The following is a 16,607-nucleotide window of genomic DNA, read 5'->3' on the forward strand; positions in this document are numbered from 1 at the left end:
ACCGAACTCTGACTATTTACCCATATCTTTGTGGGGCAATACGAGATCTTAACGAAAGGCTGTCTATAAGACTAGGTTTTATCAAAAAAGTTTACGGGATAGTAGGGATAAGACGAAGAAACCGTGATATTGCCTGCTGAATGACACAAAGCTGCCACAATATCGCTGATTTTATAAGCGGGTAATCAGATAAGGTTAATTAACCCCTGTTGTACATATTGTTGTGAACAACATCTTGTGGGCTTGAACAAAGACAGATAAAACGGTCTGGGTTATTAATAATTGCTACCGAAACTTATAGCGTTTGAGTAATCGCATAAGCATTAGGGTAACCATTTTGCTTTAATTGCTCGAGTACCTCAGCCACGACGGCTTCATCGTGAATAGGCCCAAGCTGGAGCTTGTAAATATTATTAGTTACCGGCAGGTGAGCGGGAACTTGATACAAAGCTGACAGTACGTTAGATATAGATTTTGCTTTTTCGGCATTTGAGAGCGCTGCAACTTGTATATAGACAGCATCGGAAACGGTATTGCTGCTTGGTTTACTTGCTGTTTTATCAGCTGGCGCTGGGTCAAGAGGAGGCTTAGGCGACGTACTGGCTATCTCAGGAGAAGGGTTTACAGCTATGCCTAAGTATTCATCGTAGGTCACCGTTGGGTTATTACCTACGGTGACATTATTTTGTTCGTCAAAATGGATAACTTCCAATTTAACTTTTGCAGTGCCTTTACTGTGATAGCCAAGTTTCACAGCGGCAGCGTAAGATAAGTCTATGATTCGGTTATCGTGAAATGGGCCGCGATCGTTAACGCGAACTATGGCTTGTTTATTGTTTTCCAAATTAGTAACACGTACGTAAGATGGAAGCGGCAACGTTTTATGAGCGGCGCTCATAGCGAACATGTTATAAGTTTCACCATTTGAGGTTAAATGGCCATGAAACTTTTGACCGTACCAACTGGCATAACCTACTTCCTCGTAGCCTTTGCCGCTATTCATTGGCGTATAATGTTTGCCCAATACTTTATATGGCCTGCTGTTGAACATACGGTAGGCTTCGTATTTCGGTACCGCGTCTAATGTTTCAGGCTTTTTTGCAACGTGTCTTGGTGCAGAATCTTGCTGTTGAGTGTATCGGCTAGATTGAGATGGTGCGCTTTGACATCCTGCTAAAACGAAGATGAAAAAAGTAGCCGTAGCGTAACCAAGAATGCGTTGGCTTGGGAAGCTTGCGTTCGCCAAGCTTGCTTTAGAAAAGCTCTCATAAACAAAATCAAATGTAGAAAAAAGGCGCTGCAACATACGAGTTATCTAGACATTAAACGTTTTTGAGTAGCAATGGCCATAAGAATGCCAAAACCTGCCATTAATGTCACCATAGAAGTGCCACCAAAACTGATTAATGGCAAGGGGACGCCAACCACAGGGAGCAACCCTGACACCATGCCCATATTAACAAACACATAAACAAAAAAGGTCAGCGTGATACTGCCGCCTAGTAATTTGGCATAGGCGTCTTGTGCACGGCTAGAGATAATAAGTCCGCGTAAGATGATAAAGATGTAAATAGCCATAAGGCACATCACACCGTTAAGGCCAAACTCTTCACTGAAAACAGAAAAGATGAAATCTGTGTGTCGTTCTGGCAAAAACTCCAGCTGCGACTGGGTACCCTGCAGCCAGCCTTTACCGTCGACACCGCCAGAACCAATGGCAATTTTAGATTGGATAATGTGGTAGCCAGAACCGAGGGGATCGCTTTCTGGGTTCAAAAAGGTAAGAACTCGTTGTTTTTGATAATCTTTCATTAAGAAAAACCACATGACAGGTGCGAACGCGCCAATAAGCCCGCCTACTATTGAAATAAGTCGCCAGCTCATACCTGCTAGAAATATGGCAAAGATTCCCGAACTCGCAATGAGCAGTGAAGTGCCTAAATCGGGCTGTTTAGCAATAAGAATGGTAGGCACCACCACTAGGCCAAATCCAACAATAATGTGAGTCGTGCGAGGTGGCATAGTGAATTTACTGATATACCACGCTACCATCATAGGTACGGCAAGCTTCATTAATTCAGAAGGCTGAAATCGAATAAACCCTAAATCGAGCCAGCGCTGTGCGCCTTTACCCATATCACCAAATAGCAATACGGCAACAAGCATGAGCAGACCTGCTCCAAATGCATAGGTCGAGAAAAACCTGAACACGCCCAAGGGAACTTGGGCTAAACCGAACATAACGATAAAGCTAAACCCCAGTCTGATAAACTGACGCTCCATTTGCTCCATGTCTTGGCCGGATGCTGAATATAGCGTAAACAGTCCAACACAACTCAATACAAGTAAGCCGACGAACAGCCAGCCGTCAATATGAATGCGTTGAAGAAAACTTATTTTATTAGGGTTTATGGTGGTTCGTTTCACTAGTTTGTCCCTAATTTATTGTCACTCTTTGCCGAGTCAGCTTTTACAGCTTCAAAGACACGGTCTCTGAAATAGAAATCCATAATTTGACGTGCAACTGGGGCAGCGTTCTTACTACCACCGCCTACATTTTCAAGAACAACGGTTACCGATATCTCTGGGTCGTCAAAAGGGGCAAAGCCCACATACATAGCGTTATCGCGAAGGCGTTCATCTATCTTACTGGCGTCGTATTTTTCATTTTGCCCAACAGTAAATAGCTGTGCGGTTCCTGTTTTACCCGCAGAATCGTATGGCGTATCGGCAAACGCGTGACGCGCTCCGCCTTCTTCGCCGCTTACCACATCACGCATAGCGTTTAATACCACGTCTAAATTTTCACGGTTTTTAATCTCTATAGGCCGAAGTGATTTTAGCGGGATCAAGTCGACAGAACTATCCGGGTTCATATAGCCGCGAATTATCTGCGGTATATAGCGTTCGCCAGCATTAATCAGAGTGTTGACTGATGTGTTTAACTGCACTGGGGTAGTGGTCCAGTAACTTTGGCCTATACCAACAGGTATGGTGTCGCCAATGTACCAGGGTTGATTAAACCGAGCGCGTTTCCAGCCGCGGCTTGGCATATTTGCGTCAGACTCTTCGTACAAATCAATGCCGGTAAAATCGCCGAAGCCAAATTCATACATGGACTCGCTAATTTTATCGATGCCTAATTTATAAGCCAATTCGTAATAGTAGGTGTCACAAGAGACTTCTATGGCTTTTGATACATTGACTTTGCCGTGACCCCAACGACGCCAATCACGCCACACATGGGAAACATTAGGTAGTTTATAGCGACCTGTATCGTTTATAGTGTAGTCTTTCGTGATGACGCCTTCTTCGAGACCGATCAAACCTAAGTGGGGTTTAACGGTAGAGGCCGGGGGATACTGTCCTTGAGTTGCGCGGTTAATGAGTGGCCGGTCTGGAGAATTCAACAGCGCAGAATAATTTTTACTGCTGATACCGTGCACGAATAAATTTGGGTCATAGCTAGGGTTAGAATATAGGGCTAGAACACCACCGGTTTTAACATCGGTTACAACTACTGCGCCGCGCATACCTTCTATTATTCGCTGAGCCTCTAACTGAAGCTCAAGGTCTAGGTTAAGCACTATATCTTTGCCCGGCGTTGGCGGTTCAACACTCAACACCCGAATGATGCGGCCCTGATTGTTTACTTCAACCTGCTGATAACCAACTTTGCCGTGCAGTAGTTCTTCGTGGTATTTCTCAATGCCTAACTTGCCAATATCATGAGTCGCTGCATAATTATCTTCTTGTCCTGCTTCAACAAGCTTTTGCAAGTCGCGTTTATTAATACGTGCTACGTAACCGAGCGCGTGGGTAAGGGTTTCTTTGTACGGATAATGTCTAGCTAGACGGGCTTCAATTTGTACGCCAGGAAACTTGTGCTTACTGGCAGAAAAAAGCGCCACTTCCTCTTCACTTAATTGTGTGCGAAGGGCAACGGGTTTAAATCTGCGGGTACCCTTAAGCGTGGACTGAAAGCGTTCTAACTCATCGCTTGTGATGTCCATTAATTTGGTAAGGTCAGCAAGGGTCTGGTCAATATCATCGACCTGTTCGGGAATGACTTCTAAGCTAAAAACCGGGCGGTTTTCCGCTAAAAGTACACCATTTCGGTCGTAAATAAGACCGCGGTTGGGCGCTATGGGTAAAACTTTTATTCGATTACCGTTAGAGCGGGTTTGGTAATCTTCAAATTGGGTAACCTGTAAAGAGTAAAGGTTGTTTAGCACAATGCCCAGCATGGCTACAACGATAATAAAAGCGATAGTCGCGCGGCGAGCGAACAAGTTCGCCTCAGCTGAATGATCGCGAATTGCTTGTCGTTTTCGAGGCATTGACTTCCTTTGCATTAGTGTAGCGATTTCTTATTCACGGTGGTACGGGTGATTTTGCGTGACCGACCATGCGCGGTACAGGCTTTCGGTAAGGATAATTCGAACAAGAGGGTGGGGAAGCGTGAGGGCCGATAAGGACCATTTTTGCTCAGACGCCGCAATACACTCAGGCGCCAATCCTTCAGGCCCGCCGATAAGAAGGCTTACATCGCGCCCGTCCATTTTCCAATTGTCGAGTTGTTTAGCCAGTGTAGGGGTGTCCCAAGGCTTACCCGTTACTTCTAAGGTAACAATGCGGTTTCCTTTAGGAATAGCAGCCAGCATTTGCTCGCCTTCTTTCTCTAAAATACGCTTTATATCGGCGTTCTTACCCCGTTTACCTGCAGGAATTTCAGTAAATGACACCGGCATATCGCTGGGGAACCGACGAATAAATTCTTCAACGCCTGTGTTAACCCAGGCTGGCATCTTTGTTCCGACCGCCACAATTTGTATACGCACTTGATATACCCTTACCGCAGGAATGAGTTTTTCTTTTATACAATAAAGGCCATACGCTAATGAGGTATGGCCTTTATCGACCGTGTAGCTATGTATTTCTAGCCGGCGCTTAAATTATTGCGCCCACAGTTTTTCTAACTGATAGAAGTCACGGGTTTCGTCCTGCATAACGTGCAAGATAACATCACCAAAATCCACTAGAACCCATTCACCTGTTTCTTTACCTTCTACACTCCCAGGAGCATGGCCGGCATTTTTTGCTTCAACCATTACGTTTTCAGCAATAGAAGATACGTGGCGTTTAGAGTTACCCGAACAAATGATCATGGTATCTGTAATTGTTGATTTGCCGCGAACGTCTAGTTCGATAACATCACGGCCTTTCATGTCGTCAATTTTATCTTTAACAAACTGTTTGAGCTGTTGACTCTCCAAGAGCTTTCCTCACTTACTTAACTTTTATATAACTGATGTTCGTTTATGTAGGCTAATACGCTTTCTTCTAGCCAAGGCTCGGCAGAAGTAGCCTTTAAAGCGTTTGGCGCATTCGCTTCGTCAGACGTGGCAGCATCTGCTAATACGTCACGAATTTCAGTAGATGAAACACTATACAGTGGTGTGTTGGTCAACACTACATGGCCTGAAGGCTTCGTGTGAATAACACTTTTATCGTTAGTCACATGACGATCTAACCAAGCTTGTATCGCAGGGGGAGGCGAAAATTCTTCGTCGTCTCTGCGCATAACCACTAAGTGACAGTAATCGAGCAGGTCATCCCACTCGTACCATTTATCCAGATTATACAGTGAATCTGCGCCAATGAAAAAACAGATTGTATCATTGCTTTTTTCTTTCAACGCTCGCAGTGTTTTTACCGTATAAGAGGGTGACGGAAGCATCAGTTCAATTAACTCTGGAATAAGTCTGTCATTGTTTTGGGCACAAAGTTCAATCATTCTTACCCGGTGGGTTTCTGAAACGCCTACCGACTTATGGGGGGCTAATTTGCACGGCATTAGGTGAACATGCTCAATACCCACTTCATCAGCTGCTTTCAGTGCAGCACCAATATGACCTTTATGAGGGGGATTAAAAGTGCCGCCTAGGATAGCTTTTACATGTTGGTTTGATTGAGAAGAGCGTGATTGACTCACTTGTTTATTTACCTTGTCCATATCTTAATTGGGGCTTTAAGCTTGCAACAGCGGAATTTCGCGAAGATCTATGCCCATGAACATCATGCAAAGGTGACACATTTCAACATAGGGCCGGGCAATTACATTTTGTTTAAATGCATGGTCAGCTTGCGTAAGCGCGTTTTGTATGTCTTCGAGCTGTGCAAGGCTCAAACGATTTAATGCACTTTGATAAAAGCCTTGCCTATTGCGCCATATACCAAACTTTTGCCACTGTATAGGCGTGCCGCTTTGCTGAGCTAGTTTTAGCTTCCATAGCTGTTCCCATTCACGCACAAGCGCCCAGATAATAATGTTTGGCTCTAGACCTTCGCTTTCTAATCGATACAGCATTTTGATACAGCGAGTGCTGTCACCGCTAAGCATCACGTCAACCAACTGGAACACGTTAAAGCGCGATTGGTCCACCATAGCCTGCTCAATTTGCTCATCTGAGATAGACTGTTGCGGATAGAGCAGAGCGAGTTTGTCAATCTCTTGCTTGGCTGCCAGCATGTTGCCTTCACAAAAATCGGCAATCATTTTGGCGCCTGTCGCGGTCACGGAAAGCTGGTGGGCTTTAAGCTGTTGATTCAACCATGCGTTTAGCTGCTTGCCTTCCAGTGGATAGCAAAGTACCGATACACCCAGTTCATCAAGTACTTTAAACCATTTGCCGCGCTGTACGTCTTTACCTATTTTAGGACCGTGAACGAGCAACAGAATATCGGGGTTTAAAGACGCCGCCACTTCTTGCAGCATTTTACTGCCTTCAGTACCGGGCTTTCCTGTGGGTAGCTCTAATTCAATAAACTGCTGGCTAGAAAAAAGCGACATGCTTTGTGTGGCTTCAATTAACTGGTTCCAGTTGAAACCTGTTTCAGCAACAAGCACAGTGCGTTCTTCAAAACCATTGGCTTTTGCTTTAGCGCGAACTTGCTCAATAACATCAAACTTTTGCTGAGGTTCGTCTCCAAACACCAAGTAGCATGGCCTTAATGCCTTCGAAATATCTTGGCTAAATTGGTTTGGATAAATTTGCATTAAAAATTCTGATATCTATTGGGTTTATATTGATGAAGTGTTCGGCGCAGCCGCTGCCTGACTAGAAAGACGTCGAATCATAATATCTGCCGCCTCGTTGCGCATTTCGCTTAACATTAGTTCAAGCTCACGAGACTTTGCTAACACTTGGTCCGGATCGTCTTGATAGTCACGTACGACTTCAAATTGGGCCATTACCGCTTCTTTACCGGGAAATTGAACACGATAACGAACGACATATATAAGCTCGTACTCGGCAACTTGTCCCGAAGGGTAAACTGATAGCAATTGACGCTCTAATTTCTCAGGTAGCAAGTAAATATTTACGTGTTGATTAGAGCGGGTTGTTTCATCCACGTTAACACTGGATAAACCATAAACGTTAAGGCGTTTATCGAGCGCACGCGCAAGGGGCGCGTGTGCTCGGGCACTTTCAATGGCAACCGTGTTAATGTCGTCAGGTAGGCTAGGGCTGCTCCGCAAATGAAAACCACAGCCTGTTACCCAAACGGTAGCCAACACAGCGACTACAAATTGTAAGTGCTTTTTCATCACCATCTGACCTAGTTAGCTACAATGTTGACAAGCTTGCCAGGAACAACAATCACTTTGCGAATGGTTTTACCTTCGATGAATTGTTGAACGTTAGGCTGCTCTTTCGCTGACGCTTCAATTGTTTCTTTGCTTGCATCAGCTGCAATAGTCATTTTCGCGCGAACTTTACCGTTCACCTGAACAATAATAAGCTTCTCGTCTTCAACCAAAGCCGCTTTATCTGCCTCTGGCCATGGTGCTGAATCGATATCTTCACTGTGGCCTAGTACTTTCCAAAGCTCGTGAGCGATGTGCGGAGTAATAGGGTTAAGCAGCAATAAGATAGACTCACAGGCTTCGCGCATAATAGCGATGTCCTGAGCGTTTTCTTGTGGCGCTTTTTGCAGGTGGTTCAGTAGCTCCATCACTGCAGCAACCGCAGTATTGAAGGTTTGGCGACGACCCAAGTCATCAGACACTTTTTCAATAGTCTTGTGTACTTCACGGCGAAGTGCCTGCTGGTCTTTCGACAGTGATTTAACGTCAATAGCTTCTGGCGCGCCTTTTTCCACATGCTCGGTAACAAGCTTCCAAATACGACGTAGGAAACGGTTTGCACCTTCAACGCCAGAATCAACCCACTCTAGGGTCTGCTCTGGTGGCGCTGCAAACATAGTGAATAGACGGACTGTATCGGCACCGTATAAGTCGATAACTTCTTGCGGATCGATACCGTTATTCTTCGACTTAGACATTTTGGTCATGCCGCCATGAATAACTTCTTCGCCATCGGCTGTCAGCCACGCTTTAACAATGCGGCCTTTGTCATCTTTCTCTGTGCTTACTTCAGTAGGCGAGAACCAAGTTTTCTTACCAGACGCGTCTTCACGGTAGTAAGAGTCGGCTAATACCATGCCCTGACACAGCAACCGCTTAAATGGCTCGTCAGAGTTCACCAAGCCTTCGTCGCGCAGTAATTTGTGGAAGAAACGCGAGTAAAGCAAGTGCAAGATGGCGTGCTCGATCCCACCGATATATTGGTCTACCGGTAGCCAGTAGTTGGCTGAAGTCGGGTCAAGCATGGCATCGTTGTTGGTAGCACTTGCGTAACGTGCGTAATACCAAGATGACTCCATAAAGGTATCAAAGGTGTCAGTTTCACGTAACGCAGCTTCACCATTGTATGTGGTCTTAGCCCACTCAGGGTCAGCTTTAATTGGCGAGGTTACGCCATTCATTTCTACGTCTTCAGGTAATACAACCGGTAGTTGGTCAGCAGGAACCGGAACAGACTCACCGTTTTCCAAATTAAGCATTGGAATAGGTGCGCCCCAGTAACGCTGACGGCTTACGCCCCAGTCACGTAGACGGTAGTTAACTTTTCGCTTACCACAGCCTTTGCCTTCAAGTTCATCAGCAATACCATTAAATGCGGCATCGAACTCAAGACCGTCGAACTTATCTGAATTGATCAAGCTGCCTTTTTCAGTAAATGCCGAGGCGCTAAGGTCGCACTTATCTTCATCACCTGCGTTTGGCGCAATAACTTGTTGAATAGGTAAGTTGTATTTAGTCGCAAATTCCCAATCGCGTTGGTCGTGTCCTGGTACCGCCATAACTGCGCCTGAACCGTAGTCCATCAATACAAAGTTAGCGACCCAAATTGGAAGCTTTTCACCAGTTAAAGGATGGATAACTTCAAAGCCAGTGGCAAAGCCTTTCTTCTCCATAGTCGCTAATTCAGCTTCTGCAACCTTGGTGTTCTTACACTCTTCAATAAAAGCTGCTAAATCTGGATTAGACTGCGCTGCAAACTCAGCTAATGGGTGCTGCGCCGCTACTGCTACGTAAGTTACGCCGTAGAAGGTATCCGGACGGGTGGTGTATACCGTTAAATCGGCAATATCGTTAACCGCTGATGCTAGGTCAAACGTAATTTCCACGCCTTCAGAACGGCCAATCCAGTTCGCTTGCATGGCGCGTACTTGATCCGGCCATTCTTCAAGCTGTTCTAAATCTTGTAAAAGCTCTTCAGCGTAGTCAGTAATTTTAATAAACCACTGTGGGATCTCTTTTTGCTCAACCAGTGCACCAGAGCGCCATCCACGACCGTCTATTACCTGCTCGTTAGCTAAAACAGTTTGGTCTACCGGGTCCCAGTTCACAGTAGAGTTTTTCTTGTAAACAAGACCTTTTTCGTAAAGACGTGTGAAGAACCATTGCTCCCAGCGATAGTAATCTGATTTACACGTTGTTACTTCGCGATCCCAGTCGTAACCAAAACCCAACGAGCGAAGCTGGTTTTTCATGTAATCAATATTTGAGTATGTCCATTTAGCCGGTGCAGTGTTGTTGTTAATTGCTGCATTTTCAGCCGGAAGACCAAAAGCATCCCAACCCATAGGCTGCAATACATTTTTACCCTGCATGCGCTGGAAACGGCTAATTACGTCTCCAATGGTGTAATTGCGCACGTGACCCATGTGAAGTCGGCCACTAGGATAGGGGAACATCGACAGGCAGTAGAATTTTTCTTTGTCTACATCGTCGTTTGCTTTAAAAGATTGGTTATCTTCCCAGTATTGCTGAACACGCTGTTCAATGTCTTTCGGATTGTACTGATTATCGGCCATGAAACTTAGGCTTCCGCATTAAAAAGTTAAAACGTTTATGGGGCGGCATAAGGCAAACGAGTTGCAAGAGTGTTTGTAATTTTTCTTGCATTATTGCCATTTAACCGCACGTGGGATGTTCCCACTTTACATACATATAGCCCAATAGAATAACCCAGCGCTAAGCCATGCCTCAATAGCTTAACACTGAACTAGGCAATATTTATTTCTGCTTGCATGAAAAGTGAGCATTAATGAAACAGTTTGAGCTAGATAACAATGATGAACTGCCTAAACTCTCGCGTAAAATATACATAGTGACCTATATAAGTCCTCTATTATCGCTTGGCATTGTCTTTTACCATTTCGTTAAGCTGTCTGTCACTAAAAGCAGTTAATGCATTTAGCTGCTGTGCCTGCACTTTGTCGACGACCTTAACCAAATTGGCTGCGTCCTCGCTAGATGCTCTTTTACCGTTGAAGTGGATATTTCCAGAGGCGTGATAGGTAAGGGTAACTTTTGTCTTCGGTGAGAATTCGCGTTTTGTATTTTCATTTTTGGGCTCACTTTCTTCTAACGCGCTGAATTCCCAAGTGAGCGCACCCGTTAAGCCCATTTCTTGAAGCGGTCCTAATCCGCCTGTCATTACTACTTTTTCGTTAGGCACAACATAGCTTATTTGCATGTGTGCTGCACTTGCTGCTCCCTTGACTTCGCAAAAGCAACCTCCGGCTTGTTCATCAATGCTAAGCGTACCCTTCCACCAGGTATGATCTTTTGGCCACCACATATCAACGCGTTGAACAAAGTGAGAATACACGGCTTCGATAGGGGCCGCGCTTTCACTTTCGTTAGTGATAGAAAACCCAGAATTGTCTGCATAGTTTATCTTAGCGAGACAAGATGGAGAAAATATAGCGCCCACTAGACTCGAAAAAAGAACGGCTTTACTAGCTCTCGTTATTGTCGTCATTGTTCTAACCTTTGGTTTTTATTATTCGTGTTGGCTGCTAGGAAATCTTAATTTCACTATCTATCGCACTTACTGCCATTAAAAAGCTACACCTTGTTTCCCCATGTATCAATATGATTAGAAGCCTTAGCGCCTGCTCGTTATATGCTAATTAATACATTAAGTCGCCAAGCTGGTTGTTTGTTGTGCAATTAACAGCGTAAAGCTAGGTTATAAGAGTTAACCGTTTGACAGTGCTGTTAATTAGGGTTTCACTTAAGTAAAGAAACGAAAATAGAACAAGCATGTCTGTAGACACTAATATTTATGCGTTAAATGTAGACGCGCTATCACCCACCATAAATCGCCGTGCGATAAATAGTGCCTTGAAAGACAGTGAAGCGCTAAATGCGACTTTTATTGGGCAAGAGCGAGCACGGGAAGCGCTCACATTTGGTTTAGGAATTAACACCAAAGGTTATAACCTATACGTGATGGGTGAACCTGCCACAGGCCGATTTACTCTGGTAAAAGATTACATTGAGCGTCAAGTTGCACAGCTTTGTGCACCCGACGATTGGTGTTATATCAATAATTTCGACGATGAACGCCAACCCGTAGCGCTAAAATTTCCGCCAAGTGGTGGCAAGGCGTTTCAAAAAGATATGGCTGCACTTATCGATGATGTCTTGGATTCACTGCCTATCGCATTTGACAACCCTGGCTACCAGCGCCGCCGTACCTCTATCTCCAGAGAGTTTGAGCAAAAGTACGATGCAGCTATTGATGCTGTAGAGCGTTATGCACAAGCCAACGACGTTGCGCTTTATGAAGAGGGTGGCTCAATTTCGTTTTCACCTATCATTAACGGCAAGCCAATTAGAGATACTGATTTTGCATCGCTTACAGATGAGCAACGTGAAGGCTTCTACACGCTTATCGACGATTTAGAAAACAGGCTGAGTGAAAGTTTGTTGAGTTTACCTACATGGAAGCGCGAAAACTCAGAGCGTCTGCGTGAGCTTGACAAAATGACCGCAGAGCACGTTATTAAGCCACTTATTAAAGTACTTGAGCATAAATACGCGTCTGAGCTTGGAGTCATTAAATATCTAAAGCAGCTTAAACCGGCTTTGGTTAACGCTATCTTGGTTATTCGTGGCGAAGAGCAGAAAGAGGAAAAGAGTGACGATTTCGATAAGAAGATATTCTTAGAAGAGCAGTTTCTTCCTAATGTTCTTGTATCGAACAAACTGGACGATGCGGCCCCCGTTATCTACGAGCCAAACCCTACCTATCAAAACTTGTTTGGTAAAATCGAATACACCAACGTTCACGGAAGCGTTTTTACCAATTATCGAATGATACAATCCGGTGCGCTGCACCGTGCAAATGGCGGCTACCTTTTATTAGATGTAGACCAGTTAATAGAACAGCCGTTCGTGTGGGATACTCTGAAGCTTGCTATTAAATCTCAGCGCTTACGTATGGACTTACCGCAGCAAGACGTGGGTATGGTAAATAACATCACGCTAAACCCGCAGCCTATCGACTTAAATGTGAAAATCGTTTTGTTAGGTTCGCGCGATTTATATTACACGCTGCAAGATTATGATGATGAGTTTGATGAACTGTTTAGAGTGTTGGTGGATTTTGATTTGGAAATTCCCGTCACCAGACAGGCGCTTTTTGATTTCGTGGGCAAAGTACGTGCGCACCTCATTCAGTTAGGACTTAAAGGCATTACCGCTAACGCGATGTGCAGGCTAGTTGAGTACTCGTTAAGAATGGCTGAACACAAAGAAAAGCTATCTGCGCACTTCGCTGAAGTCATCGAACTAGTTAATGAAGCCTATTATTTCTGTCAGAAATCTAATGCCGACACGCTAGAACTTGATCATTTAAAAACAGCATTAAGTGCCAAGAAGCGTCGTACTGGCCGCGTTAGTCAAACCCTTCTAAACGATATTAAAGAAGGGCACGTGCTCATTGCCACTGAAGGTAAAGCGGTGGGCAAAGTAAACGGATTAACGGTGTTAGACATTGGCGATACCGCATTTGGTACACCTGCTCGCATTACGTCTACTGTTTTTGCGGGGGCTAGTGGTGTGGTTGATATTGAGCGGGAAGTAGAGCTTGGACAACCTATACATTCCAAAGGCGTTATGTTGCTCAACGGTTATTTAGGCAACAAGTATGCGCAGCATTTCCCGCTAACGCTCTCAGCGAATATCGCGCTGGAGCAGTCATACGGTCACATAGACGGCGATAGTGCATCCCTTGGAGAACTCGTTGCGCTTATCTCTGCGCTGACTGAAATCCCTTGCTTACAAACCTTGGCCATCACGGGTTCCATAAACCAATATGGTGAAGTGCAAGCGGTGGGCGGTGTGAACGAGAAGATAGAAGGCTTCTTTGACTTGTGCCAGCATCGCGGCCTCACTGGAACTCAGGGTGTGATTATTCCTAAATCGAATGCGATTAATTTGGTGTTAGACGCCACTGTTATCGATGCGGTGAAAAAGGGGCTGTTTCACATTTACACCGTTGAAACCGTCGATGACGCGCTTACTATATTGATGGAGCAAGAAGCGGGTAAAATCAGCAGCAAAGGACGCTACCCGAAAAACTCTATCAACTATTACGCTGTGAACCGTTTATACAATATCGCGCTTATCGTGAACGGTGGTGATGGAGAATAAATGAAATAATAACCTTTCCTTTCAGATAATCGTACTACGTTTACAACAACTAAATGAGTAACGGCGACCATAATTGTCGCCTTGTTCGCTATACTTATTTCGCAAACGTAAAAGATTTTGAGGCGATACTATGCAACCTTCTCATAGTGTAGAGGCAAGAAATAATGTCACGATTCATGGTTCTGGCGATAAGGTAATATTGCTGGCTCACGGTTTTGGCTGTGATCAGAAAATGTGGCGTCACCTGCTGCCGTATCTCGATAATCAATATAAAGTGATTCTATTCGATTATGTGGGGTGCGGTTCTTCTGACTATTCAGCTTATAACAAACAGCGTTATTCAACGCTGAAAGGTTACGCGCAAGACGTACTAGATATCTGCGAGGAACTTAGCTTAGAAGATGTAATCTTTGTTGGTCACTCTGTAAGCAGCATGATTGGCATGCATGCGGCCATTCAGTCTCCTCATATTTTTTCAAAGCTTGCTATGATATGCCCCTCTCCCTGTTTTCTTAATTTTCCTCCTGAATATGAAGGTGGCTTCGACAAGGAAGATTTAGAAGAATTAATTAATTTAATGGACAAAAACTATGTAGGGTGGGCGAACTACTTGGCACCTCTTGTGATGGGGCAAGACAGCGATGCAGCACTAACGCAAGAACTCGAGACCAGTTTCTGCTCCACTGATCCCAAGTTTGCAAAACCGTTTGCTAAAGCTACGTTTTTCGCTGACGACAGGGCTATGCTTTCTAAGCTTACCCTTCCCACACTCATCGTACAAAGCAAACACGACAATTTAGCTTCCACCGCAGTGGGAGACTACATGAATCAAATAATTCCAAGCTCCCAGCTAAAAATTGTTGATGCACACGGACATTGTTTGCATATGACGAATCCCGCCATTGTATCTTCAATCGTAAGGGAGTTTGTCAGTTGAAGGAGGGGGTAGGGGAAGATTTTCCCTGTTTACTAATAAAGTCAGATATTGAAACTACTAAAATTATCTGGTTGAACCCGTTTGCGTACGACTACCTTGGTTTGAAAAAGCCCGTTGAGGCGAAAATTGCCAATATTGTGTCTAAAGCCAGCTTAATTTTTTATGAAAGCTATATAAAACCCATCATTCTCGCTAACGGAAAGTACTTAGAAGTTCAAATTACGTTGATTTCTGAAGGGAAAAGGCGTGTTCCCGCAGTGGCGAATTTAACGTTGTCAGACAACATTGTGTACTGGGCTATTTATGTAGCCGAAGAGCGAGATAAACTTTATCAGGAATTGCTAGAAGCAAGAGATCTGCTTGAAAAAAAGACGGAAGAATTAACAGCAGTTAGTCGCAAAGACTCGCTAACGCCACTACTGAATCGGCGAGCAGCGAAAGACGACATAAACGTACTAATAAAGCAATCTTCCCAGGCTTTTTTACCCTTATCATTTTTGCTCTTAGATATCGATTTTTTTAAAAATATTAACGACACTTTCGGGCATGATGAGGGAGATAAGGTATTGGTAGCGCTTTCCAAACTACTCCTTGAACAAGTGCGTGAAACGGATGTGGTTGCTAGATGGGGCGGAGAAGAGTTTTTGATTGTTCTATATAACGCGAATGTTGAATCCATCAAGTCTTTCAGCGACAGGCTACACAATGCAATCGAGACCATTGTACTTCCAAATGGTAATCCATTAACTGTAAGCATTGGTGGTGCGGTACTAGAGCAAGATGAACTGAAAGAGTCAGACGTTATTGCTGCGCAATTATTAAAAGCCGATAAAGCACTATATTCAGCAAAAGACAATCAAAGAGCGCACACGCGGATATTTGATAAAGAGAAAGGTTTTATAAGGCTCTAAACGTCTTTAATTCTTTGTCTTCCTTTTGGTTATAAAATACAAAAAAGGGAGCATGCGCTCCCCAATTGATAATACGCCCAGTATTTATTTAGGCGGCATACGCAAACCGCCATCCAAGCGGATTGTTTCACCATTTAAATAGCTGTTATTTGCCATATGTATAACCAACTTAGCAAACTCTTCGGGCAGCCCTAATCGCTTAGGAAACTGTACGTTGGCAGACAGCGCATCTTGCACCTTTTCTGGCATAGCAAGCAGCATTGGCGTACCCATTACACCAGGCGCTATGGTATTTACGCGAATGCCTAAGGGGGCTAAATCTCTAGCCATTGGTAGGGTTAGGCCAATAATTCCGGCTTTACTAGCGGCATAGGCAGTTTGACCTATTTGACCTTCGTAACCTGCGACTGAAGCAGTATTGATAATAAGACCGCGTTCACCTTCTTCAGTTATCGGCGACTGTTTAGCCATAGTGGCAGCCACTAAACGAGACACATTAAAGCTTCCCACTAAGTTAATATCGATAGTTTTCTGGAAATCGCCAAGTGGGGCAGGGTTGCCTTCTCTATCAAGTAAACGCTTTGCGGGAGCAATACCTGCGCAGTTGACCACCAGTGAAATAACACCAAACCTGTCAGTGGTTGCGTCGATAGCCGCTTGAACAGAGGCTTCATCACGAACATCGGTTTTGGTGAAAAGTGTGTTGTCGTTACCTAATTCTTCAACGCGTTGCGCGCCAAGTTCGTCATTTAGGTCGAAAAGGCTGACGTTGGCACCCGCTTCGCGAAGCGCAATCGCGGTAGCATGACCAAGTCCAGAGCAACCACCAGTAACAATGGCGGTAAGATTGTTTAGCGTCATAGTTTTCCCTTAAACCCTATTTGTTCACTGTTATTAA

The 16,607-nt window shown here is 44.5% G+C and carries 14 protein-coding genes; 3 read left to right on the plus strand and 11 right to left on the minus strand.

What is annotated here, in order from left to right:
- Positions 1-295: 295 nt before the first annotated feature.
- From ACYX4M_RS15765 to ACYX4M_RS15810, 10 genes are all read right to left on the minus strand, one after another.
- Positions 296-1,306 (minus strand): septal ring lytic transglycosylase RlpA family protein, encoded by a 1,011-nt coding sequence (locus tag ACYX4M_RS15765; protein ID WP_476080824.1) that lies wholly within the window; start codon positions 1,304-1,306, stop codon positions 296-298.
- A 5-nt stretch (positions 1,307-1,311) separates the two neighbouring features.
- Positions 1,312-2,427 (minus strand): rod shape-determining protein RodA, encoded by a 1,116-nt coding sequence (rodA, locus tag ACYX4M_RS15770; protein WP_476080825.1) that lies wholly within the window; start codon positions 2,425-2,427, stop codon positions 1,312-1,314.
- Positions 2,427-4,340 (minus strand): penicillin-binding protein 2, encoded by a 1,914-nt coding sequence (mrdA, locus tag ACYX4M_RS15775; RefSeq protein WP_476080826.1) that lies wholly within the window; start codon positions 4,338-4,340, stop codon positions 2,427-2,429. Before mrdA ends, rodA begins: the two co-directional genes overlap by 1 nt.
- A gap of 30 nt (positions 4,341-4,370) precedes the next feature.
- Positions 4,371-4,841: a 23S rRNA (pseudouridine(1915)-N(3))-methyltransferase RlmH gene (gene rlmH, locus ACYX4M_RS15780; RefSeq protein WP_476080827.1), complete on the minus strand. Its 471-nt coding sequence runs from the start codon at positions 4,839-4,841 to the stop codon at positions 4,371-4,373.
- Positions 4,842-4,955: 114 nt separating this feature from the next.
- Positions 4,956-5,276, minus strand: coding sequence for a ribosome silencing factor (rsfS, locus tag ACYX4M_RS15785; RefSeq protein ID WP_118495087.1), 321 nt, complete (start codon positions 5,274-5,276; stop codon positions 4,956-4,958).
- A gap of 17 nt (positions 5,277-5,293) precedes the next feature.
- Positions 5,294-5,995: a nicotinate (nicotinamide) nucleotide adenylyltransferase gene (nadD, locus tag ACYX4M_RS15790; RefSeq protein WP_476080828.1), complete on the minus strand. Its 702-nt coding sequence runs from the start codon at positions 5,993-5,995 to the stop codon at positions 5,294-5,296.
- 36 nt (positions 5,996-6,031) lie between these two features.
- The gene (holA, locus tag ACYX4M_RS15795) at positions 6,032-7,060 is read right to left on the minus strand and encodes a DNA polymerase III subunit delta (protein ID WP_476080829.1); all 1,029 of its coding nucleotides are present in this window, start codon (positions 7,058-7,060) and stop codon (positions 6,032-6,034) included.
- Between the two features lie 24 nt (positions 7,061-7,084).
- Entirely contained in the window at positions 7,085-7,612 is a 528-nt protein-coding gene (locus ACYX4M_RS15800) for an LPS-assembly lipoprotein LptE (RefSeq protein ID WP_476080830.1), read from the minus strand.
- Between the two features lie 11 nt (positions 7,613-7,623).
- Positions 7,624-10,227 carry a leucine--tRNA ligase gene (gene leuS / locus ACYX4M_RS15805; RefSeq protein ID WP_476080831.1) on the minus strand — a complete coding sequence of 868 codons (2,604 nt, stop codon included), beginning with the start codon at positions 10,225-10,227 and terminating at the stop codon, positions 7,624-7,626.
- Between the two features lie 317 nt (positions 10,228-10,544).
- Positions 10,545-11,180 (minus strand): SRPBCC family protein, encoded by a 636-nt coding sequence (locus ACYX4M_RS15810; protein ID WP_476080832.1) that lies wholly within the window; start codon positions 11,178-11,180, stop codon positions 10,545-10,547.
- Between the two features lie 284 nt (positions 11,181-11,464).
- Here ACYX4M_RS15810 and ACYX4M_RS15815 point away from each other — a divergent pair, with 284 nt between their 5' ends.
- The 3 genes from ACYX4M_RS15815 (at position 11,465) to ACYX4M_RS15825 (ending at position 15,709) form a co-directional block, all read left to right on the plus strand.
- Positions 11,465-13,861 carry a Lon protease family protein gene (locus ACYX4M_RS15815; RefSeq protein WP_476080833.1) on the plus strand — a complete coding sequence of 799 codons (2,397 nt, stop codon included), beginning with the start codon at positions 11,465-11,467 and terminating at the stop codon, positions 13,859-13,861.
- A 130-nt stretch (positions 13,862-13,991) separates the two neighbouring features.
- Positions 13,992-14,798 carry an alpha/beta fold hydrolase gene (locus ACYX4M_RS15820; protein WP_476080834.1) on the plus strand — a complete coding sequence of 269 codons (807 nt, stop codon included), beginning with the start codon at positions 13,992-13,994 and terminating at the stop codon, positions 14,796-14,798.
- Positions 14,795-15,709, plus strand: coding sequence for a GGDEF domain-containing protein (locus ACYX4M_RS15825; RefSeq protein ID WP_476080835.1), 915 nt, complete (start codon positions 14,795-14,797; stop codon positions 15,707-15,709). The genes ACYX4M_RS15820 and ACYX4M_RS15825 overlap by 4 nt, the downstream gene beginning before the upstream one ends.
- Before the next feature lie 84 nt (positions 15,710-15,793).
- Here the strand turns inward: ACYX4M_RS15825 and ACYX4M_RS15830 are convergent, their stop codons facing one another.
- Positions 15,794-16,570, minus strand: coding sequence for a 3-hydroxyacyl-CoA dehydrogenase (locus tag ACYX4M_RS15830; RefSeq protein ID WP_476080836.1), 777 nt, complete (start codon positions 16,568-16,570; stop codon positions 15,794-15,796).
- Positions 16,571-16,607: the final 37 nt, after the last annotated feature.

It is taken from the genome of Alteromonas sp. ABV4_150 (genome assembly GCF_056311745.1).